At 71.3% G+C, this 22240-nt stretch carries 19 protein-coding genes; 11 read left to right on the top strand and 8 right to left on the bottom strand.

Features of this window, described 5'->3' with window-relative positions; translation table 11 throughout:
• The first annotated feature begins 43 nt into the window (after window positions 1-43).
• Window positions 44-484, top strand: coding sequence for a DUF6098 family protein (locus FHX81_RS00880; protein ID WP_141974752.1), 441 nt, complete (start codon window positions 44-46; stop codon window positions 482-484).
• Window positions 485-499: 15 nt separating this feature from the next.
• Here the strand turns inward: FHX81_RS00880 and FHX81_RS00875 are convergent, their stop codons facing one another.
• On the bottom strand, window positions 500-2506 hold the full coding sequence (locus tag FHX81_RS00875) for a neutral/alkaline ceramidase (protein ID WP_141974751.1): 2007 nt from the start codon (window positions 2504-2506) through the stop codon (window positions 500-502).
• A gap of 156 nt (window positions 2507-2662) precedes the next feature.
• On the opposite strand from FHX81_RS00875, the gene FHX81_RS00870 reads away from it, so the two are divergent.
• Entirely contained in the window at window positions 2663-3625 is a 963-nt protein-coding gene (locus tag FHX81_RS00870; protein ID WP_141974750.1) for a GlxA family transcriptional regulator, read from the top strand.
• Here FHX81_RS00870 and ccsB read toward each other — a convergent pair.
• The 6 genes from ccsB to FHX81_RS00840 all read right to left on the bottom strand — a co-directional run bounded on the left by ccsB (window position 3607) and on the right by FHX81_RS00840 (window position 7528).
• Window positions 3607-4491: a c-type cytochrome biogenesis protein CcsB gene (gene ccsB, locus FHX81_RS00865; protein ID WP_141974749.1), complete on the bottom strand. Its 885-nt coding sequence runs from the start codon at window positions 4489-4491 to the stop codon at window positions 3607-3609. The two genes, FHX81_RS00870 and ccsB, sit on opposite strands and share 19 nt — an antisense overlap.
• Window positions 4484-4864, bottom strand: coding sequence for a hypothetical protein (locus FHX81_RS00860; protein ID WP_141974748.1), 381 nt, complete (start codon window positions 4862-4864; stop codon window positions 4484-4486). Before FHX81_RS00860 ends, ccsB begins: the two co-directional genes overlap by 8 nt.
• Window positions 4865-4933: 69 nt before the next feature.
• The gene (locus FHX81_RS00855; RefSeq protein ID WP_211363340.1) at window positions 4934-5815 is read right to left on the bottom strand and encodes a M56 family metallopeptidase; all 882 of its coding nucleotides are present in this window, start codon (window positions 5813-5815) and stop codon (window positions 4934-4936) included.
• Window positions 5812-6129 carry a BlaI/MecI/CopY family transcriptional regulator gene (locus FHX81_RS00850; RefSeq protein ID WP_246108210.1) on the bottom strand — a complete coding sequence of 106 codons (318 nt, stop codon included), beginning with the start codon at window positions 6127-6129 and terminating at the stop codon, window positions 5812-5814. The genes FHX81_RS00855 and FHX81_RS00850 overlap by 4 nt, the downstream gene beginning before the upstream one ends.
• An 87-nt stretch (window positions 6130-6216) precedes the next feature.
• Window positions 6217-6624: a VOC family protein gene (locus FHX81_RS00845; protein WP_141974746.1), complete on the bottom strand. Its 408-nt coding sequence runs from the start codon at window positions 6622-6624 to the stop codon at window positions 6217-6219.
• Window positions 6625-6700: 76 nt separating this feature from the next.
• Window positions 6701-7528, bottom strand: a complete 828-nt coding sequence (locus FHX81_RS00840) for a GntR family transcriptional regulator (protein WP_141974745.1) — start codon at window positions 7526-7528, stop codon at window positions 6701-6703.
• A 181-nt stretch (window positions 7529-7709) separates the two neighbouring features.
• Between FHX81_RS00840 and FHX81_RS00835 the strand changes: the two genes are divergently transcribed.
• From FHX81_RS00835 to FHX81_RS00795, 9 genes are all read left to right on the top strand, one after another.
• Window positions 7710-8954 (top strand): extracellular solute-binding protein, encoded by a 1245-nt coding sequence (locus tag FHX81_RS00835; protein ID WP_141974744.1) that lies wholly within the window; start codon window positions 7710-7712, stop codon window positions 8952-8954.
• Window position 8955: 1 nt separating this feature from the next.
• Window positions 8956-9909, top strand: coding sequence for a carbohydrate ABC transporter permease (locus FHX81_RS00830; protein WP_141974743.1), 954 nt, complete (start codon window positions 8956-8958; stop codon window positions 9907-9909).
• A complete protein-coding gene (locus tag FHX81_RS00825; protein ID WP_141974742.1) occupies window positions 9906-10727 on the top strand; it encodes a carbohydrate ABC transporter permease in 822 nt (273 codons plus the stop codon). The genes FHX81_RS00830 and FHX81_RS00825 overlap by 4 nt, the downstream gene beginning before the upstream one ends.
• A 14-nt stretch (window positions 10728-10741) precedes the next feature.
• Complete coding sequence (locus FHX81_RS00820; protein WP_211363339.1) at window positions 10742-12229, top strand: beta-N-acetylhexosaminidase; 1488 nt, start codon at window positions 10742-10744, stop codon at window positions 12227-12229.
• 12 nt (window positions 12230-12241) lie between these two features.
• Window positions 12242-13624, top strand: coding sequence for a cellulose binding domain-containing protein (locus tag FHX81_RS00815; RefSeq protein WP_211363338.1), 1383 nt, complete (start codon window positions 12242-12244; stop codon window positions 13622-13624).
• A 283-nt stretch (window positions 13625-13907) separates the two neighbouring features.
• A complete protein-coding gene (locus tag FHX81_RS00810) occupies window positions 13908-15170 on the top strand; it encodes an MFS transporter (RefSeq protein WP_141974741.1) in 1263 nt (420 codons plus the stop codon).
• Entirely contained in the window at window positions 15167-16570 is a 1404-nt protein-coding gene (locus FHX81_RS00805) for a pyridoxal phosphate-dependent decarboxylase family protein (protein WP_141974740.1), read from the top strand. Before FHX81_RS00810 ends, FHX81_RS00805 begins: the two co-directional genes overlap by 4 nt.
• A 37-nt stretch (window positions 16571-16607) precedes the next feature.
• Window positions 16608-17402: an SDR family NAD(P)-dependent oxidoreductase gene (locus FHX81_RS00800; RefSeq protein WP_141974739.1), complete on the top strand. Its 795-nt coding sequence runs from the start codon at window positions 16608-16610 to the stop codon at window positions 17400-17402.
• Window positions 17403-17577: 175 nt separating this feature from the next.
• Window positions 17578-20667 (top strand): NACHT domain-containing protein, encoded by a 3090-nt coding sequence (locus FHX81_RS00795; protein WP_141974738.1) that lies wholly within the window; start codon window positions 17578-17580, stop codon window positions 20665-20667.
• Window positions 20668-21000: 333 nt separating this feature from the next.
• Here FHX81_RS00795 and FHX81_RS42900 read toward each other — a convergent pair whose 3' ends face one another.
• A complete protein-coding gene (locus FHX81_RS42900) occupies window positions 21001-22215 on the bottom strand; it encodes a glycoside hydrolase family 43 protein (protein WP_425473793.1) in 1215 nt (404 codons plus the stop codon).
• Window positions 22216-22240: the final 25 nt, after the last annotated feature.

Genomic DNA, 22240 nt, shown 5'->3' with positions numbered 1-22240 from the left:
GCATTCCGCGTTCGAACCTCCGTCCACGCGGTAACCCGGGCGCATGCGCACCTTCGCCGATCTAGCCGACCTGGTCTCGTTGGTCGAGGACCGGGCACCCGCGCGCGAGCTGTACGTGCGCTGGTCGCAGGGCCCGGACGCGGACAGCGACCGGTGCAGCCGCGACGGGTTGAGCGGTGTGCGGCTGCCCGGGTTGTCCGCGAACTCGCTGGGGATCGAGCCGTGGTGGGGTGAGCGGCCGCTGCGGCTGTGGGTGGCCCGCCGCCTGCACGACTACCGACACCTGAAGGAACGCCGGGGTCCGGGCACGCGGCCGTGGATCCTGGAGGGCGCCGAGGTCGGCCGCGGCCCGGACAACGAGCCCCTGATCGAATGCCACCACCCGATCGGGTGGATCGCGGACGACGTGCTCGCCGAGTGCGAGCGCCTGGTGGACGAGCACGCCGCCACGAGCTGGGGCCCGCTGGACCGGGAGGGCTACTGACCTTCCGGCGCCGAGCTAGCCGACGGTGAAGGTCCTGGTCACGCCGGTGAACGGGGTGATGGCGCCGGTCCAGCCGCTCTTCCAGTCGCCGTGGTGGACGATGCGGTACTCCCCCGCCGGGGTGTCGGCGGGGATGGTCCAGGTGATCGTGGCGTTCGAGTTGGCCACGCCCTCGCGCTGCCAGCGGTAGCGGGTGGACCAGTCGCCGTCGTCGGCGTGCCGGGTCCAGGCGCCGTCGACGAGGCGTTGGACTTCGAGGAACGTGCCGTTGCGGCGCAGGTTGTTCTTGGGGTGGCCGGTGACGAACACGGCCGTCGCGGTCTGACCGCGCGCGTAGCCGGCGGCGGGTTGCGTCAGGACCTGGCCGAAGGTGTGCCAGGGCGCCTTGTCGTCGAACACCACCCCGGTCTGGAGGTTGATCTCGGTGAACGGCGGCTTGGTGGGCGTGGCGCCGGGCGCGAGGGGCGTGCCGGCGCGCAGGGACGCGGCGAGCTTGCCGAACTCCTGCTGGTAGGCGGGCAGGGTGTTGCGGCCGAACAGCGTGGAGCCGCCCTCGTACTGCTGGAGGTCGTACTCCTCGGGCGTGGTGACGTACTGGCTGTAGTCGTTGGCGTAGCCCTGCACCAGGACGTTCTCCAGCGGCACCCCGGCCTCGGCGGCGACCGCGCGGCGGATGCGCAGCCCGGCGACGATGGTGACCTCGCCGGGCACGGCGACCAGGTGCAGCGGTCCGATCTTGACGATCTGCAGCGGCAGGACGTTCGGCGTGGCCTGCACGAGGCCGGTGGGCACCAGGGACGCCTTGGGGTACTGGCAGTCGCGCAGCCACTGCGGCACCTCGACGTCCAGCGGCTCGAACAGGGCCTTGAGCGGACTGGTCATGCCCTCGCTGAAGCCGGGGATCGCCGGGCCGTCCTCGACGCTGCCGGCCATGGTGGACGCGCCGACCACGCCGGGGCACGTGGTGCCGGGTCGGCCGTCGGGGGTGTGGCGGCCGTCGACGGTGACGGCGGCCATGTCGACGAACCGCATGCGGTGGTCGACCGCGCCGGTGACGGGGGTCTGCGGGCCGGCGAACACCTGCTGTGCCTTGCGGTTCTGCCGCTCGCCGATGACGCGGGTGTTCTCGACCTCGTCCTCGGTGGGGCCGGAGCCGGGGCGCAGGTTGAGGTTGGGCGACATGTCGCCCGCGTTGGTGTTGGGGAACGCGGCGACGAACCCGGGCCGGTCCTCCAGGTAGCGCACGCCGCGGTCGTCGTGCTCCCACTGGTAGGAGGCGTAGCCCTTGTTGTCCGGGCTGATGAGGGTGTTCTTGTTGGTCATCGACGTGTTGTGGGTGGCGAACCAGCTGATGGCGCCGACGTCGGTCCCGTCGCGCCGGAACTTCAGCACGGTCATCGCGGGGTCGATGGCGAGCGGGAAGTGGCCTTTGTCGGGGTTGCGCTCGAAGGCGACGCGGGAGCGGTTGACGCTGGCGTCGGTCAGCTCGCCGCGGCCCAGGGACAGCTCGCCCGGCGCGAGGTCCTCGTGCGCGCGCACGACGGATTCGGTGATGCCGTCGGTGATCGCGGCCAGGGTCTGCGGTTGCAGGCCGAGGATCGAGAGGTTGTAGGCGAGGTTGTGGGAGTAGCCGCCGGGGCCGGCGTGGGTGTGGGTGGCGGACAGCAGCACGTTCTCGCGGGTGTAGAGCGAGCCGTAGCGGGCCTGGAGCTTGGCCAGCACGCCGTCCTGCACGGCGCGGAAGATCATGGCCAGGTCGGCGTTGACGTAGGCGACGCGCTTGCCGGTGGACCGGTCGACCACGACGTAGGCGCGGGAGCGCTGGCGCTGGTGGATGCCGGTGGTCTTCTGGTCGAACGCCGAGTAGCCCATCATCCCGTTCTCGGCGGCGGGTCCGGTGACGTCGGAGATGCCGCGTCCGATCAGGTAGTGCGCCGGCGCGGCGTCCGCCGCCGGCAGCCCGACCACGACCAGGGCGGCGACCAGCGCCGTCGCCGTCAACGACCGTCGTGAGACCCGCATCAGCACTCCCCGACATACGCGAAAGCTCTTCACCTTTACTCGACGGTAGGTGATCCGGGCCACTCGGGCAAGCCCTGGCGTGGCGGTGTCGTGACGGTGCGTGGGCGGGTGGGCGGCCCGGACGGTCGCGCCCGGTGAACGCCTAGCGTGGTCGGCATGCACACGGTGGCCGTTCTCGCCTTCGACCGGGTCGTGCCGTTCGACCTGTCCACACCGATCGAGGTGTTCACCCGCACCCGACTGGCCGACGGCTCGCCCGCGTACCGGGTGCTGGTGTGCGCCGCCACGCCGACGGTGGACGCGGGCGCGTTCGCGCTGCGGGCACCCTGGGGCCTGGACGCGCTGGTCGACGCGGACACCGTGATCGTGCCCGGCTGCGCGGACGCCTCCGCGCCGGTCGCGGACGAGGTGCTGGACGCGCTGAGGCTGGCCGCCGCCCGCGGCGCGCGGGTGGCGTCGATCTGCTCGGGCGCGTTCGTCCTGGCGGCGACGGGGTTGCTGGACGGGTCGCGGGCGACGACGCACTGGGCGGCCGCGGCGGCGCTGGCCGCCCGGTACCCGGCGGTCGAGGTGGACCCCGGTGTGCTGTACGTGGACAACGGGCGGCTGCTCACCTCGGCGGGCGCGGCGGCCGGGCTGGACCTGTGCCTGCACCTGATCCGCCGGGACCACGGCTCGGCGGTGGCGGCCGACGCGGCCCGGCTGTCGGTGATGCCGTTGGAGCGGGAAGGCGGGCAGGCGCAGTTCGTCGTGCACGAGCAGCCGCCCGCGCCGCGCGGCTCGGCGCTGGAGCCCGTGCTGCGCTGGGCGGAGGAGAACTGCGCGCGGGACCTGGGCCTGGCGGACCTCGCGGCGCGCGCCGGCATGAGCACCCGCACGCTCAACCGCCGGTTCCGCGAGCAGACCGGCACCACGCCCCTGCGGTGGCTGCACCTCGCGCGGGTGCGGCGGGCGCAGCACCTGCTGGAGGCCACCGACCACCCGGTGGACCGGATCGCCGCGGCGGCGGGCTTCGGCTCGCCCACCGCGTTCCGCGACCGGTTCAAGCGGGTGGTCGGCACCACCCCGCACGCCTACCGCTCGGCGTTCCGCGCGCCCGCTCAGTCGACGCCGGCGTAGGAGTGCAGGCCGACCGCGACCAGGTTGACGAAGAACAGGTTGAACAGCACCACGACCATGCCGATGACGTTGAGCCACGCCGAGCGCCGGCCGCGCCAGCCCGCGGTGGCGCGGGCGTGCAGGTAGGCGGCGTAGCAGACCCACGACACGAAGGCGACGGTCTCCTTCGGGTCCCAGCCCCAGAACCGGCCCCAGGTCTGCTCGGCCCACACCGCGCCGGTGATGATCGCGAACGTCAGCGTCAGGAACCCGACCGTGCCGGTGCGGTAGGCGATCCGGTCCAGGTGGTCGACCGGGGGCAGGCGGCGGCTCGGCCCGCCACCGCCCTTGCGGCGGAACTCCCCCGAGCTCGCCAGGTGCAGGGCGCTGACCACGCCGGAGAGCAGGAAGACGCCGCTGGCCATGATCGCCGCGGCGACGTGGATGATGATCCAGTACGAGCGCAGCGGCGGTACCAGGGGCGCGGCCTCGGCGTAGAGCCGGTTGCCCGCCAGGAACAGCAGCGACGCGATCGGCAGCAGCACGAACACCGACATGCGGCGCATGTCGTACCGGGACACCACGTACAGCCACGCGACGACGGCGACGAGCCCGACCGCCGACAGGTACTCGTACATGTTGCCCCACGGCACGCGGCCGGTGGCGACACCGCGCAGCACCACCGATCCCAGGTGCAGCAGTCCACCCAGGACGGTCAGCGCCACGCCGGAACGGCCCAGCCGCACGGCGAACGCGGGCGGGCTCGCCGCGTGGCGGGTCAGGGCGTACTCGGTCGAGCACAGCAGGGCGGCGAGCATGTAGACGCCGAACGCGCTGGTGAACAGCCAGTCGCTGAGCAGCGCGGGCGTGGCGAGGCGCTCACCCATGGCCGGCCCACAGCTGGTCGAGCCGCAGGTTCATCACCGGCACGCTCAGGCAGGCGACGGTGAGCACGCCCGCGCCCCAGCGGGACCGTTCGGCCACCGACCACACCGCCCCCAGCGGCAGCACGACCGCGACGCCGACCAGGTAGCCGGCGAACGTGGCGCGGTCCAGGTCGCGGTCGGTGCCCAGCAGCGCCACGACCCCGACCACGGCCTGCGCCAGCAGACCCACCTCCAGCAGCACCACCGCGCCCGCGAGCCCCAGCGTCGGCTTGGTGCGCAGGGTGATCGGGTGGTCGAGCACCGCCAGCACCACCGCCCAGACCGCGGCGGCCACCGCGACGACCGTCAGCGCGGTCGTCAGGACTTGGATCATCGGCACACCCCTCCGAAACGACTACTACGAAACGTAGCACTACGCGTTGTAGTAGTACTCGCGGAGGGGTCACCGGACCAGGAAGCTCACCGGGGTGCAGACCAGCAGCAGGCCGCCGACCAGGACGGACCAGCGGGCGAGGGCGGGCAGGGGCGGCAGGCCGGCCAGGCGGGCCAGCCGGGCCGCGACCGCGACGTCCGCCGCGCCCAGCGCGCCTTCGGGGGCGGGTGTCGAGCCGAACCGGCGCAGGGCCGCGGCGAGCGGCTGCGCGCCGTGGCGCAGGCTCGCGCTCTCGTCGGCCCGCATCTCCACCAGCAGCGCCACCGCACCGGCCACCGCCCGCACCAGGCGCACCTTCGGCAGCACCTCGCACAACGCGCTGAACGGCAGCAGCACCAGGTCGTGCCGCTCCCGGCCGTGCGCGTGCTCGTGCCCCAGCACGGCGTCCACCTGGTCGCGGGTCAACGCGGTCAGCGCGCCGGAGCTGAGCACGACCGCGGACCGGGTGCCCGGCACGCAGTAGGCGACCGGATGCGGGTGGTCGAGCACGAACGCGCCGGGCGCGGCGTCGTCGCGACGGGCCACCAGCGCCAGCACGTCGCGGTGCCGCCGGCGGACCCGCAGCACCGAGCACCACGTCCACAGCAGACCGATCAGCAGGTCAGACGCGGACAGCAGCCCGAGCACGACCAGCACCGACGCGGGCGTCACGTCACCGCGCACCGCGTCGTGCGCCCACCGTCCCAACGCGACCGGTATCGGCGCGTCGTAGGGCGCGAGGCCGAGCGCGAGCAGCAGCCCCACCGCGGACAGCGCCCACGACAGGCCCAGCATCTGCCACAGCAGGATGCCGATGCGCGGCGCGCGCCACACCCACCGGGCGCGCGCGAGCGGACCCGCGGCGGCCACGCACAGCACCAGCGTCGCCGCCAGGTGCAGCGCGGCGTTCACCGCTCGTCCAACGCCTGGCTCAACGCCTCCGCCTCGGGCGGGGTCATCGACTGCGCGAAGTGCGCCAGCGCGGTTTCCCGGTCCCCGGTCAACGACAGCGCGTCGAGCATCAGCCGGGCCACGTACTGCTCGCGGCTGGCCACCGGCGCGTAGTACCAGGCCCGGCCCTCGCCCGCCTCGCGGCGCACGAACCCCTTCTTGGTCAACCGGTTCAACACCGTCATCACGGTGGTGTAGGCGAGGTCGCGGTCGGCCAGCGCCCGCACCACGTCGCGCACCGCGACCGGCTCGCCGCGATCCCACAGCACGTCCATCGCGGCCCGTTCCAACTCGCCCAGCCCGGTCACCGCCACCCTCCGCCCGTCACGTGCCGATCGTACGAGGCGCGGTGGCGGCCGGGCTCACGTGCCGCTGATGTCGACCACCCACTGGACGCCGAACCGGTCCTGGCAGGCGCCGAACTCGTCGCCCCACATCTGCTTCTCCAGCGGCACGGTCACGTTGCCGCCGTCGGAGAGCTTGGCGAAGTAGCCGCGCAGCTCGTCGGCGTCATCGCCGCTGAGGCTGATGGTGACGGTGTCGCCGGGGTTGTGCGGCATGCCGGGCGGGGTGTCGGCACCCATCAGCGTGTAACCGCCGGACGTCTCCAACTGCCCGTGCATGATCTTCTCCGCCTCGGGCGCGTCGGCCCGGCCGTACTCGCCGAAGGTGGTGAGCCGCAGCGTGCCGCCGAAGACGGACTCGTAGAACTCCAGCGCCTCCCGGGCGTTACCGGCGAAGCTGATGTAGGGGTTGAGTCGAGAGGTCACCACGTCCTCCTCGAGGTCGTACGGGCGGGCCCATCCTGGCAGTACCACCGCCCGCCCGCAGCGGGAGCGGCCGCGACTACGGCACGTCCTGGACGTCGCCGGTGGTGGCCGAGCGGACCGGGCCGGTGGACAGGTCACCGGGCGGTATGCCGGGGTGGTGGCCGGTCCGCGCGCCGGGCGCGGGCGCGGACGCGGACGGGGCGAGCGAGAGCCGGGAGACGATCCGGTACCGGTCGCCGCGGTACAGGGAGTGGACGTACTCGACCGGACGGCCGGTGGTGTCGTTGGTCAGCCGCTCGAACAGCAGCGCGGGGGCGAACACCGGCACGCCCAGCAGCTCGGACTCGGCGTCGTTGGTGACGGTGGGCTCGATGGACTGCACCGCGTCGCTGACGTGCACGCCGTGGTCGGCCAGCCGGTCGTAGAAGTTGCCCGACTCCATGTCCTCGACCGTGAGGCCGGGTGCCACGGCCACCGGCACGTGCAGGTACTCGACGGCCATCGGCGCGCCGTCGACCAGCCGCAGGCGGGCGATGTAGGTGATCTCGGCGGCGGGCGACACGCGCAGCCGCCGGCCGACCCGCGCGCCGGCCGGGACGCGGGCGTGCTCCAGCACCCGGCTGCTCCACGCGCCGCCGGCCTGCGGCAGCGTCATGGCCCGGTCGCCCGACACCAGCTCCTGGGTGATCTTGGCGGGCGCGACGAACGTGCCGCGGCCGTGCTGGCGGACCAGCAGCCCGGTGGTGACCAGTTCGTCCACGGCGGAGCGCAGCGTGGGCCGGGACACCGCCAGTTGGCGGCACAGCACGCGCTCGGCCGGGATGGGCGCGCCCGGCGGGTGGGTCTCGATGAGTTCGAGCAGGTAGTCGCGCACCCGTTCGCGTTTGAGGATCGGTTCGGCCATGCCGCCTCGCTTCGTCTTGCCGGTCGCCGTCCAGTATGTCAGACCAGTGGTCAGGTCCGGTTGCCGCAAGATCGAGAGCGCTCTCATGGCTGTGATCTGGGTGTTGACTGCCACATTGGTCTATGCCATCTTCGGACAGGCTCCACCGAGGTTTACCAATTGGTCAGCTGAGAGGTGAGACGTGCCGCACCGCCCCGTCGCCCTGGTCCTCGCGTCGTTGCTCGTCCTGTCCGCCTGCGGCTCCGACCCGGACGCGTCCGGCGGCAAGCAGGACATCACCGTCTGGCTGATGAAGGACTCGGCCACCGACGAGTTCGTCAGCCGCTTCGAGACCGAGTTCGAACGCGACCACCCCCAACTCGACCTCAGGATCCAGATCCAGGAGTGGAACGGCATCACCCAGAAGGTCACCAGCGCCCTGGCCAGCACCGACCCGCCCGACGTCATCGAGGTCGGCAACACCCAGGTCGCCCAGTACGCCGCCAGCGACGGCGTCACCGACCTGACCGCGAAGGTCACCGAACTGGGCGGCGACGACTGGATCCCCGGCCTCGCCGAACCCGGCGCCGTGGACGGCAAGCAGTTCGGCGTCCCGTTCTACGCGGCCAACCGGGTCGTCATCTACCGCAAGGACCTCTTCGCGGCCGCCGGGGTGACGCCACCCAAGACGCGTGACGAGTGGCTCGCCACCACCGCGAAGCTCGACCAGGGCGACACCCAGGGCATCTACCTGCCCGGCCAGAACTGGTACGTGCTCTCCGGATTCGTCTGGGACGAAGGCGGCGACCTCGCCGAACGCGACGGCGACCGGTGGACCGGCTCGCTGAGCACACCGGAAGCGCTGGCGGCCGCGGACTTCTACAAGAGGCTGCAAGCCCTCGGCGACGGGCCGAAGGACTCCGACGAAGCCAAACCCCAGCAGACCGACGTCGTCGCCGCCGGCCAGGTCGCCCAGTTCATCGCCGTGCCCGGCGCGGCCAAGCTCGTCGCCAAGGCCAACCCCGACCTGGCCGACCACCTCGGCTTCTTCCCCATCCCCGGCAAGACCGCCGCCACCCCCGGCGCGGTGTTCACCGGCGGCTCCGACCTGATCATCCCGCTCGCCTCCACCCGCCAGGACGGCGCCTACGCCGTGGTCAAGGCGCTCGCCGGGGAGAAGTGGCAGGTCGAACTGGCCAAGGCGATGAACTACGTGCCCAACCGCACCTCGCTCGCGAGCGCCGTCGGCGACGACCCCGGCGCGGCGGCCATGGCAGCGGGCGCGGTCAACGGCCACGCCACCCCCAACTCGCCCAACTGGGCCGCGGTCGAAGCCCGCAACCCCATCAAGGAGTTCCTCACCGCCGTGCTGACCGGCGCCGACCCCGCGACGGCCGCCGCCGCCGCCGACCAGGTGATCACCCAGGCGCTCAACTCGGGCGCCTAGCATGGCCACGACGCTGACGCGGGCGGTCCCCCACCGCCCGCCGGCACCCCCGCCCCCACCACGCCGCCGCCGCACCTCCTGGTGGCCCTACCTGCTCATCGCACCCACGGTGCTGGCCACCACGTTCCTGCTGCTCTACCCGGTGGCGCGCAACCTGGTCATCTCGCTGCAGGAGTTCGGCCTGCCGCAACTCGTGCGCGGCGACGCCCGCTTCGTCGGCCTGGCCAACTACACGCGCGTGCTCACCGACCCCGAGTTCCGGTCGGTCGTCCGCCGCACGCTGCTGTTCACCGCCATCAACGTCGTGCTGATCATGGTGCTGTCCACGCTCGTCGCCCTGCTCCTGGTGCGCCTGGGCAGATGGACCCGCCTGCTGGTGATGTCCGGCCTGGTGCTCGTCTGGGCCACCCCCGTGATCGCCGCGACCACCGTGTTCCAGTGGCTCTTCCAGTCCCGCCTCGGCGTGGTCAACTGGGCCCTGGTCGCACTCGGCTTCGAGAGCTACCGCGACTACACCTGGTTCGCCGACGGACCCGCCACCTTCGCCATCCTCGTCACCCTCATCGTGTGGCAGTCCGTGCCCTTCGCCGCCCTGTCGCTCTACGCGGCGATGGTCACCATCCCCGCCGAGCTGTACGAGGCGGCGCGGATCGACGGCGCCGGCGCGTGGCGCGCGTTCACCTCCATCACGCTCCCCGTGCTGCGCGCCATGTTCGGCCTGATCACCTGCCTCGAAGTCATCTGGGTCGCCAAAGCCTTCGTCCAGATCTGGGTCATCTCCCAAGGCGGACCCGGCCGAGCCACCACCACCCTGCCCGTCTACGCCTTCCAGGTCGCCCAGTCGTTGCAGCGCTACGACCTCGGCGCAGCCGTCTCCACCCTCATGGTGCTGCTGCTCGTGCTCGCCCTGCTCGCCTACTTCCGCCGGCTCTACCGGCAGGAGGACCTGACATGACCAGCCGCCTCCTGCGCGGCGTCGCGGCCCTCGTCGTGTTCACCGTGTCGGTGTTCCCCGTGTACTGGATGGTCCTCACCGCCTTCAAACCGACCCGCGACATCCAAGCCGCGACACCCACGTTCCTGCCCCTGTCGCTCACCCTCGACCACTTCGGCACCGCCGTCGCCGCAGCCGGCTTCTGGTCGTTCTGGCGCAACAGCATCCTCGTCGCCGGCGGCGCGGTCCTGCTCTCCCTCGTCGTGGCGCTGCTCGCCGCGTTCGCCGTCGCACGGCTCAGGTGGAAAGGCCGACGCGGCTTCATCCTCATGGTCTTCATCGCCCAGATGACACCGTGGGAAGCACTCCTCATCCCCGTCTACGTCATCGCCCGCGACACCGGCCTGCTCGACACCCTCTGGATGCTCACCCTCGTCTACTTCATGATCACCCTGCCGTTCACCATCGTCACCCTCCGCGGCTTCCTCGCCGCCATCCCCGTCGACCTCGAAGAAGCCGCCCTCGTCGACGGCTGCTCACGCACCCAGGCGTTCCGACGCGTCGTGTTCCCCCTGCTCGCACCAGGCCTGCTCGCGACCTCCCTGTTCGGCTTCATCACCGCCTGGAACGAGTTCGCCTTCGCCAACGTGCTCATCATCAAAGACCAGGACGACCGCACCCTGCCCGTCTGGCTCTCGTCCTTCAGCAACACCTTCGGCACCGACTGGGGCGCCACCATGGCCGCCTCCACCCTGTTCATGCTGCCCGTCCTGCTGGTGTTCCTCGTCCTCCAAGGCCGGGTCACCACCGGGATCGTCGGCGGCGCGGTCAAGGGCTGAGGAACGGAGAAACCGTGATCGTGCCACGCCCCACCAGACTCGTCCGCCGACACGGCCGCTTCACGCTCGACCACGACACCGCCATCCGCGCCACCCCCGGCGCACACGGCGCGGCCCGGCTCCTGCGCACCCTCCTGCGCCCCGCCACCGGCCTGCCACTACCCCTGCACGACGACGGCCGGATCGTGTTCGCCCTCGACGACCGGCTCGTCGGCCTCGGCGACGAAGGCTACGCCCTCACCGTCAACGAACACGCCGTCGTCCTCCGCGCCGCCACCCGCCACGGACTCGCCCACGGCGTCCAAACACTCCGCCAACTCGTCACACCGACCGCACTCGGCACCCGCCCCGCACCCGACGCGCACTGGGCACTGCCCGGCGTCGACATCCGCGACGCACCCCGACTCCCCTGGCGCGGCGTCCTCCTCGACGTCGCACGCCACTTCCACCCCACCACCGTCCTGCGCCGCTTCATCGACCTCATGGCCCTGCACAAGCTCAACGTCCTGCACCTGCACCTCACCGACGACCAGGGCTGGCGCATGCCCGTGCCCCACCACCCCCGCCTCACCACCATCGGCGCCTGGCGCACCGAAACCACCGGCGACGGCACCCCCCACGGCGGCTCCTACACCACCGCCGAACTCACCACCCTCGTCACCTACGCCGACGAACGCGGCATCCGCATCGTCCCCGAGATCGACATGCCCGGCCACGCCCGCGCCGCCCTCGCCGCCTACCCCCACCTCGGCAACTTCCCCCGCCGACACCTCCCCGTCTGGACCCGCTGGGGCATCAGCCACGAAACCCTCGGCGTCGACGACACCACCCTGGACTTCTGCCGCGACGTCGTGGACGCCGTCGCCGACGTCTTCCCCGGCCCGCACCTGCACCTCGGCGGCGACGAATGCCCCACCACCGAATGGGAGTCCAGCCCCAGCGCCCTCCGCCGCGTCCGCCACGAGAACCTCGCCGGACCACACGAACTGCACGGCTGGTTCCTGCGCACCATCGCCGACCACGTCACGCAACGCGGACGCGTACCCGTCACCTGGGAACCCACCGGCGACCCCCGCACCGTCGTCATGCCCTGGCGCGACGCCACCGACGCCCGAACCGCACTCGACCTCGGACACGACGTCGTCATGGCACCACACCGCTCCACCTACCTCGACTACCCCCAGTCCCACGACGCCGACGAACCACCCGGACAACCCGGCCTCGTCGTCACCGCCCACGACGTCTACCACCTCCCGCTCCCCGACGGCGTGCTCGGCGCGCAATGCGCGCTGTGGACCGAATACGTCCCCACCGCGCACCACCTCGAACGCCTCGCCTACCCACGACTCGCCGCACTCGCCGACACCCTCTGGACCCGCCACCCCGACTGGACCGACTTCACCCGACGGATGCACGCGCACACCGGCCGCCTGAGCGCGCTGTCCGTACCCCTCAACGGAAAGGAGAACACGCCCACTCCCCTGTCCCACCCTGCCGACTAGAGGAGAGAACAAGTGCACGCACGCATGATCGCCGCGATCGGCGCCGCCGCGGTGTCCGTCGCCGCCCTGGTGGCCGCACCGATCGCCCTGGCCGCCGACGCGGTCACCGCCCAATACCGCACCAGCGCCTCCGGCGCCACCACCGACCAGGTCGAACCCTGGCTCAAGCTCGTCAACACCGGCGGCACCACCGTGCCCCTCAACGAACTCAAGGTCCGCTACTACTTCAAGAGCGAAACACCCGACGTCGGCTACCGCTACGCCTGCTCCTGGGCCGTGCGCGGCTGCGGCAACGTCACCGGCACGTTCGGCACCCTCACCGGCGGCCCCGCCGACCGCTACCTCGAAGTCGGGTTCACCACCGGCGCGGGCTCCCTCGGCCCCGGCGCCGACACCGGTGACCTCCAACTCCGCTTCTACCGCGCCAACTGGGGCCAGATCACCCAGACCGACGACTACTCCTTCCGCGCCGCGACCACCTACTCCGCCTGGTCCCGCGTCACCGTCCACCGCGGCGCCACCCTCCTGTGGGGCACACCGCCCGGCGGCACGGGCCCCACGACCACCACCACGACCACCACACCGCCCAACCCCAACGGCCCCGCGCTGTTCGACGACTTCAACTACAGCAACTCCGCCGACACCCGCATCACCCAACGCGGCTGGACCGTCCGCTCCGGCGGCGGCGGGCCCGGCGTCCCCGGCGCGGTGTGGGACCCCGCCCTCGTCACCTTCCCCACCGTCGACGGCCAGAAGTCCCTGCGCCTCGAATCGAGCAACAACGGCTCCAGCGCACGCCAGACCGAGCTCTACCACCAGCGCAAGTTCTTCGAGGGCACCTACGCGGCCCGCGTCAAGTTCTCCGACGCCCCCGTCTCCGGCCCCGACGGCGACCACGTGGTGCAGACGTTCTTCACCATCACGCCCCTCAACAGCAACATGGACCCGAACTACGGCGAACTCGACTTCGAGTACCTGCCCAACGGCGGCTGGGGCGAACCCGCGAACATCCTCTACGAGACCACCTGGGAGACCTACCAGAACGAGCCCTGGATCGCCGACAACATCCACACCGAGCAGCGGAAGAGCCACGCCGGCTGGCACGACCTCGTCATCCAGGTCTCCGGCGGCCGGGTCAAGTACTTCGTCGACGGCGCCCAGGTCGCCGACCACGGCGACAAGTACTACCCCGAGACCCCGATGTCGATCAACTTCAACCTCTGGTTCATCTCCGGCGGCCTCGTCGGCACCCCCGGTGACCGCGCCTACCAGCAGCACGTGGACTACGTCTACTTCGCCAAGGACCAGGTCCTCAGCCCCGCGCAGGTGCAGTCCCGCGTGACGGGCTACCGCTCCTCCGGCGTCGACCACGTCGACACCGTCCCCGCGAGCTAGTCGGGCCGGGGGTGCCGGGCGACGACCCGCCCGGCACCTCCGCGCCGGCTCGTAACACCATCGAAGGATGTATGCGAGCGCGGTCCACTCCGGAGGTGAACGCGGTCGCGTCGGCCCCTGCGATGGTTGGCTTGTGGTCAACCCTGTCACTCTTTGGTGTGCACTGAAGTTATCAAGAACACTGCGAGCACTGTCGATGAGCGGCGTGGTCGGTCGCCGGATGGCGGGCTCGCCGAAGTCGCTCTCGCGCAGGTAGCGCACGGAATGCGAAACTCTTCCGCCTATGCGGAAGATCACGGGCCAGGTCCGGGTCGGGTACGCGACCGGGTCGTTCGTCACCGGCGCGTTCGGCACCGTGCCCGGACTGCTCCTGCTCCCCTACCTGACCGACGAGCTGGCCGTGCCCGCCGCGGTCGCCGGAACGCTGGTGCTCGTGCCGAAGGCCTGGGACGTGGTGTTCAACCCCGTGGCAGGCCGGATCAGCGACCGGGCCGGCGTGCGGCGGCCGTTCCTGCTGCGCGGCGGCCTCGTCACCGCCGTGCTGTTCGCGCTGCTGTTCGCCGGGCCGTCCACCGGTGCCGGCGCGGCGGTGTACGTGGCGCTGGTGTTCTTGGCGTGCGCGATGGCGTACGCGTTCTTCCAGGTCCCCTACGTGGCGATGGCCGCCGAGATCACCGAGGACTACGACGAGCGCACCCGGCTCATGGCGTGGCGCATGGCGTTCCTGGCGTTGGCGATCCTGGTCAGCGGCGCGGGCGCGCCCGCGGTGCGGGACGCGGTCGGTTACCCCGGGATGGGCGTCGCGGTCGCGGCGCTGATGGCGGTCGGCGCGGTGGCCACGGTCGTCGGCACGCGCGGCGCGCCCGCGTCCCGCCGGGTCCCCGCGGCGGCCGGCATCGGCGAGCTGGTGGCGGCCGTGCGCGAGTCGCGGCCGTTCCGGTTGCTGCTGACCGTGTTCGTGGTGCAGGCCGTGGGCCTGGGCACGATGCTGGCCGGCGTCGACTACTTCGCCCGGCTGGTGCTGGGCGAGCAGGGTCTGCAGCCGGCGTTGTTCGCCGGGTTCGTCGGGCCCGCACTGCTGGTGATGCCGCTGTGGCAGCGCGTCGGGCGGCGGCACGGCAAGCGCGTCGGGCTGGTCGCGGCGTCGGTGCTGTTCGCGGCCGCGGTGGCCGGGTTGACCGCGGCCCGGGTGCTGCCGGTGGCGGTGGTGCTCGGGCTGATGGCCGTGATCGGCGTGGGCTACGCGGGGATGCAGGTGTTCCCGCTGGCCATGCTGCCGGACGTGATCACCGCGGCGGAACGGCGGACCGGCACGACCCGGGCCGGCCTGTTCTCCGGCGTGTGGACGGCCGGCGAGACGCTGGGGCTGGCGCTCGGCCCCGGCGTGTACGGCCTCGTCCTGGCCGTGGGCGGCTACGTCGCGAGCACCGACGGCTCGGCCGTGCAGTCCCCCGGCGCGGTGACCGCCGCGCTGCTCGGTTTCACCGTCATCCCGGCCGTGCTGGCGTTGGCGGCCCTGCCCCTGCTGCGTGAGGAGACCGCGTGACCGAGGACGTCCTGGCCGAGCTGCGCGCGTTGCGTGCCCGCGACCTGCCCACCCACGGCGGGCGGACCTTGGCGTACGTGTACGACAGCGCGCTGCCGGGGCTGGACGAGCTGGCCGCGTCCGCGCACGCGCTGGCGTCGTCGGTCAACGGGCTCGACCCGACGGCGTTCCCGAGCCTGCTGGAGCTGGAGAACGGTGTGGTCCGGACCGCCGCACGGCTGCTGGGCGGCGGTGATGCGGCGGTCGGCACGGTGACGTCCGGCGGCACCGAGTCGTGCCTGCTGGCGGTGGTCGCCGCCCGGGACTCGCGGCCGGACGTCGAGCGGCCCTCGATGGTGTTGCCCGAGACCGCGCACGCGGCGTTCCACAAGGCCGCGCACTACTTCGGCGTGCGGGTGGTCGCCGTGCCGGTCGACCCGGACACGTTCCGGGCCGACCCGGCGGCGATGGCGGCGGCGATCGACGACTCCACCGTGCTGGTGGTGGCGAGCGCGCCGTCGTACGCGCACGGCGTGGTCGACCCGGTCACCGAGATCGCCGCCGCCGCCCTCGCTCGCGGTGTGCGCTGCCACGTGGACGCGTGCATCGGCGGGTGGGTGCTGCCGCACGCCCGGGACGTGCCGCCGTTCGACTTCTCCGTGCCCGGCGTCACCAGCATCTCGGTGGACCTGCACAAGTACGCGTACTGTCCCAAGGGGACGTCCGTGCTGCTGCACGCGTCGGCCGACCTGCGCCGGGCCCAGTACTTCGCGTCGGCCGCCTGGCCGGGCTACACGATGCTCAACTCCACCACCCAGTCGACCCGATCGGGTGGACCGCTGGCCGCCGCGTGGGCCGTGCTGCGGCACATCGGTGACGACGGCTACCGCACGCTCGCGCTCCGGGCGTTGGAGAGCACGCGGGTGTTGCGCGAGGGCATCGGCAAGATCGACGGGCTGCGGGTGCTGGGCACACCGGCCTCGACGCTGCTGGCCGTGACCGCGGCCCGGGACGACTTCGACGTGTTCACCGTCGCCGACGAGATGAAGGCGCGGAACTGGTACGTGCAGCCGCAGTTCGCCCACCGCTCCTCCCCCGCCAACCTGCACCTCACCGTCACGGCCGCGAACGCGGGGCACGAATCGGAGCTGCTGGCCGACCTGCGGGCGTCCGTCGAAGCCGCCGTCGAGGCCGGGCCGGTGCGGGTCGACCCGGAGGTGGTGGCGTTCGTCGGAGGGCTCGATCCCGACTCGCTCACGCCGGCGGAGTTCGCCGGGCTGCTCGCGGCGGCGGGCATGGGCGGCGGTGGCGGCGGTGTGCTGCCCGAGCGGATGGCGACGGTGAACACGCTGCTCGCCGCGGCCACGCCCGCGCTGCGGGAACGGCTGCTGATCGAGTTCCTGGGCGCGCTGTACTCGTGACCGGCGGCATCGGGCCGGTTGCGCGATCATCGTCGGCATGCAGCTGGATCTGAGCGGGAAGACGGCGTTGGTCACCGGTTCCACGCAGGGCATCGGCGAGGCCATCGCGGCGGCGTTGGCGCGGGCGGGAGCGCGGGTCGCGGTGAACGGGCGCAGGGCCGACGCGGTCGACGAGGCGGTGGCGCGGCTGCGGGCGGTCGTGCCGGGCGCCGACGTGGTCGGCGCGGCGGCCGACGTCTCGACCGCGGAGGGTGCGGCGTCACTGGTCTCCGCCCTGCCCCGGGTGGATGTGCTGGTGAACAACGTCGGCGTCTTCGGCGCCCGGCCCGCGTTGGAGATCAGCGACGACGAGTGGCGGCGGTACTTCGAGGTGAACGTGCTCGCGGCCGTCCGGCTGACCCGCGCCTACCTGCCGGGGATGCGGGACCGGGGATGGGGCCGGGTGCAGTACATCGCCAGCGACTCGGCCGTGGTGATCCCCGCGGAGATGATCCACTACGGCGTGTCCAAGACGGCGCTGCTGGGCGTGTCGCGGGGGTTCGCCAAGGAGGCGGCGGGCAGCGGCGTCACGGTGAACTGCGTGATCGCGGGCCCCACCCACACCGGCGGCGTGGAGGACTTCGTCTACCAACTGGTGGACCGGTCGCTGCCGTGGGAGGAGGCGCAGCGGGAGTTCATGCGCGTGCACCGGCCGCAGTCCCTGCTGGGCCGGCTGATCGAACCGGAGGAGATCGGCAACCTGGTGGTCTACCTGGCCTCACCGCAGGCCTCGGCGACGACCGGCGCGGCGGTGCGGGTGGACGGCGGCTACGTCGACTCGATCCTGCCGTGACCCGTGCGATTCGCCGTGCACGATCCTGATCGACACGCCGTCGAAAGGGTGATGTTCCTCGGTGGATCGCCGATCGCCGATCGGCGCGCCGCGCTGCGGTCCGGCGTGCTACGGTCACGCTCCGCAATCGGTGAGCGGAACGGCGGAAGCACGTTCGACCGCAGGGAGAAACCGAATGAACCCGGGGGACTTCTTACGTCCGGCCGGACCGGCCGTCAACTTCCTGGTCAAGGCCATGCGGCAGCTCAAAGGCGCCGAGACCGTGTCCGAGCCGGTCCGGATGGACCCGAGGATCACACTGCCGGGCCTGCCGCCTTTGACGCGCATAGAAGGAAAGCGCGTCGAGGAGTTCGCGGCCAAGGTCATCGGCCAACTGGCCGAGTTCCGCGCCACCGAACTGCGCGGTCTTCCCGACCACGACTGGAACGCCGCGATCGAGGCGGCCCAGGCCACTTTGAACCGCAGCGCGCCGCTGGACGTCACCCTCGCCCTCGATGCCGATCTCGACGCCCGGAGATTGGTCGAACGCCTCGTCGACAACGATTCCGAACGTCCGCGCATCGCCCAGTTGGCCGGGGGCGCGCGTGACGCGTACGGACTGATCCTCGTCGCTTGTGCCGCCCACCTCATCGAGTTCGCGAGCTCCCGTCCGCACTTCGCCGCCCGGGTCGATGTCGAACTCATCCGCCGGACCGGCGCGCTGCTGAGGGAACGGCTGACCGAGTCCTCGGAGTTCGAGCTGCGGTACCGCGAGGCGTTGCGGCGGAAACTGCGCAATCTGCGCCTGTTCGGCCTGCACCTCGGTCACGTCCGAGCCGACTACCCGCTCACGACGGCGTACATCAGCCTCAGCGCCGCGCCGGAGGGGCGCCGCGCGGCCATCGACGACCTGGCCCTGGCCGATCCGGTCGCCCGCAACAGCAGGGTGCGGCTGTCGCACCTGACCTCCGCGCGACGTCGCCTGCTGATCCGCGGTGAGGCCGGGTCCGGTAAGACGACCCTGCTCCAGTGGCTGGCGACGGCCGCCGCGACGGGATCGGACGAAGTACCGGACCTCGCGGGCAAGGTGCCGTTCCTGATCCGCCTGCGTGACTTCGCGGACCGAGCCCTGCCCGCTTCGTCCGACTTCACCGCGCAGATCAGCCCCGAGCTCGCCGACCGGGACGGCTGGGCCCGCTCGGTGTTGCTCGAAGGGCGCGGCCTGGTGCTGGTGGACGGCATCGACGAACTGCCCGAGGACCGGCGCGACGCCGTTCGCGACTGGTTGGACGACCTCACGACCCAGTACGCCGCCAACCACTTCGTGGTGACCTCCCGTCCGGCGGCGGCGTCCGCCGACTGGCTGGAAGCGCCGGACTTCACCACGTTCCGCATCCTCCCGATGGACATGACCGACATCGCCGACTTCATCGCGCACTGGCACAACGCCATGCGCGACCAGGCGAGGTCGGACCAGGACAAGGCGGAGATCAGCCGGTTCCAGTCCGACCTCGAGAAGACCTTGAGCACGCGGCGCGACCTGCGCAAGCTCGCGACCAACCCGTTGATGTGCGCGCTGATCTGCGCGTTGCACCTCGACCGGCTCCGCGAGCTGCCGCGAGACCGTGTCAAGCTCTACCAGGCCGCCCTGGAGATGCTGCTGTCGGAGCGCGATCGACAGCGCCGGGTGCCGACCTTCATCGACGCGATATCACGGGACACGCAGGAGACCCTGCTCGCCCACCTCGCGTACTGGATGATCCGCAACAACCGCCTCAACGTGACCCACGCGGAAATCGAAGAGCGGATCACCCACGAACGCAGGGGCATGCCACACCTCTCGGTGGACACCCCGGACCTCGCGTCCTATCTGGTGCTCCGGTCCGGGGTCCTCCAGTTCGTCACGGCGGACCGGGCCGACTTCCTGCATCGCACCTTCCAGGAGTACCTGGCGGCGCAAGCCGTCCTCGACCACGGTGACCTGGATTTCCTGGTGCAGAACGCGCACCTCGACCAGTGGCGCGAAGTCGTGCCACTGGTCGTGAAGCTCGCGAACCGACGTGACAGCGAGCAGGTGGTGAAGGGCCTGGTCGAACGAGGTGATCGCGAGCGGAAGAACCGTCACACCCTGCACTTGCTCGCAACGCTGTGCCTCGACACGGTTTCCTACCTCTCGCCCGCGGTCATCGCCGACGTGAAGGAGCGGACGGCGCGGTTGTTCCCCCCTACCACCGCGGAGCGCGCCCGCGACCTCGCCAAGGCCGGCGACCTGGTGCTGGACCTGATCCCCGACCCGCAGTCGCTGAAGCCCCGGAGCGCCGAACTCCTCCTCCGCACCGTGCGGGACATCGGCGGAGACGGCTCACTGCTCGTGCTCGCCAGGTTCGCCAAGCTCCAGGCCCGGTCGATCCGACAGGATCTCGGCTCGCAGTGGCCCGACTGCCACCCGATCGACTACGTGCGACACGTGCTCGAGTCGATGTCGCTGGACGACCTCACGGTGTACGCCTACACGATGGGCCAACTCGACGCCATCACCAGTCGACGCCTCCGCGTGCGCAGCCTTGACCTGCGCATCGACCGTGACCTCGACAAGGGAATCCTGTCCTCGTTGGACCAATTGGACTCTTTGACCCTGAGAGCCGTCAGCAAAAAACGACTCTTCGCCGAGCTCGAAACCTTGGAGGTGCACACCCTCCGGGTATTCGGAGTGCACCCCGTCGGCACCCATACAATGGAGAATCTGGAGGTTCTGTCGTTTTACGGCGACATCCCCATTTCCCGCCTGTCACGACCACCGAAACTTCGCTCACTCGCCCTGGACAATGAAGCCAGGACTGCCGAGATGTTGGTCATACCGGATCTCGGCATGTCCACCCGACAGGGCCGACTGTGGCATCGATCGAATCTGGCGGAATTCTCACCGGAGTCGAGCGTGGAACGCGTCACCCTGCTCGGGTGGCCCTCGGAAGACGAACTCCGGACGCTCACCGGGATGGCCGCGCTGAAGCAGTTGCACGTCGCGATCTTCGATGACCGGATGCGGAATGCGGCCCTGTCCTCCAAGGGAGGAATCTACCCGTACCAGCCGGTCGCTGCGTCCTTCGCCACCACTTCACGCATGCTCCCGAAGCACGTCCAGGTCCACGTGAACCTCATCCGGGAGATCGGCACGGAACGGCCTGCCGAGGCGACCTCCGAGACCGTGCGATCGATCCTGCACGAGGACAACCCGGCACGGACGGTTTTCGTACAAGGCGCCGAAGTCCTCGCGACCGACCGCTGACCCCTGTTCACCCGGCCAGGAGCATCGATCCCGCCACGCCGAGCGCGACAACGTCGGGGCGCCGGCGGTCAACCGCGGTTCGGACCGGTAGGTCGCCTCGCCGGTGGACGGCATGCCCGAACGGCCGTTCGCACCCGGCACGCGACCTTCGTCATCCGTCGCGACCAAGCGCTGAACAGCGTGACTGCGACCGCGCGGGTACGGGTGAACGACTCGTCCTGCGAGCAGCCGGCCAGGCCAGGCGACCGCCCGAGTTTCGGCCGTTCGCGGGGCCGTGCCCCCGTATCGGGTGCTTCCCCTGTGCCGACCCGCCATGCGACGGGTTGTCGCAGCTCAGGGGTATAACCGCCCTGGTAGGGCTGCGGTGGGCGCGGCACGCCGCCGAGGTGTCGCGCCCACCGCCCGGCCGGTCCGACCTGTGGGGTCAGTAGCCGACCTGGAACGTGGCGTCCGCGCGATCCGCCGTGGTGCTGATCGGGTCGATGCGCAGGACGTAATCGGCGTGCCTGATGTACCGGTCGGCGAAGTTGTGCGACCGGAACGACGTCCACGAGCTGTCGGCCAGGCCCGCGACGCGGTGGAACGTGGCGTCCGCGGCGAAGGTGGGGCTGCCGTCATCGGCCGCTCGGTCGCGGTGATGCCGCAGATCGTGGGGTGCTTGGCGTTGAGCGGCTGGGTGTAGTGCGCCTTGGTCAGCGGCGTCCACGAGTTGCTGTCGATGTCACCGCTGCGCCACGCGTACAGCTCGCCGTTCACCGGGGAGAACGAGTCACCCCACAGCCACCACTCGTCGCGGTTGTGCGCCTTCACCACGATGGGTGCTTCGATGCCGCCGCTGACCACGCCACTGGTGTACGTGCCGCGGTCGAAGCCGCGCGGGGTGAGGGTGGTGGACCGGGCACCGTAGAGGCGGCCGTCGGCGAAGCTCTTGTAGTACAGGTAGTTCATCCCGCTGCCGACGTGCATCGTCGCGTCCAGCACGTCGAAGCCGGGGTCGAAGAACAGCTGCGGCGCGCTGACGGTGACGAAGTCGGTGGTGTAGTTGACGTAGAAGGCGTCACGGCCGCCGCTGTTGGCCGAGTAGAGGATGCCGTACTGGCCGCGCGAGGCATCCCAGAACGCTTCCGGCGCCCACGTGTGGGTCGGCATCGAGTGCATCTTCAGCCGCCGGTACCCGGTGAACGAGCGCAGGTCGGTCGAGTCCCAGGCGTGGATGTACTGGTTCTGCCGGGTGAAGTCGGTGCCGGTGAGGTCGGTGGCCAGCACCACGAACCCGCCGTTCCGCTTGCGCATGATGAACGGGTCGCGCAGGCCGCCGGTGCCCGCGGTCGGGGTGGCGACCGGCTTGCCCTGGTTGAGCGGGGTCCAGGTGAGGCCGTCGGTGCTGACCGCCAGGTGCAGGGAATACCGGTCGGCGACCTTGTTCGGCGACTCGGTGAAGTAGCCCATCACGTAGGCCGAGTCACCCGGCGCGGCCGCGGCGGTCCCGGCCCGGGCCGGCGCCAGCAAGGCCAGTCCTCCGGCCAGCAATGTGCGTCGTTGCAGCATGGTGCGACCTCTGTTCACGGGGAGG

Source organism: Saccharothrix saharensis, assembly GCF_006716745.1.
Classification (GTDB): Bacteria; Actinomycetota; Actinomycetes; order Mycobacteriales; family Pseudonocardiaceae; genus Actinosynnema; species Actinosynnema saharense.
This window is presented reverse-complemented; position numbering and strand designations above follow the sequence as displayed.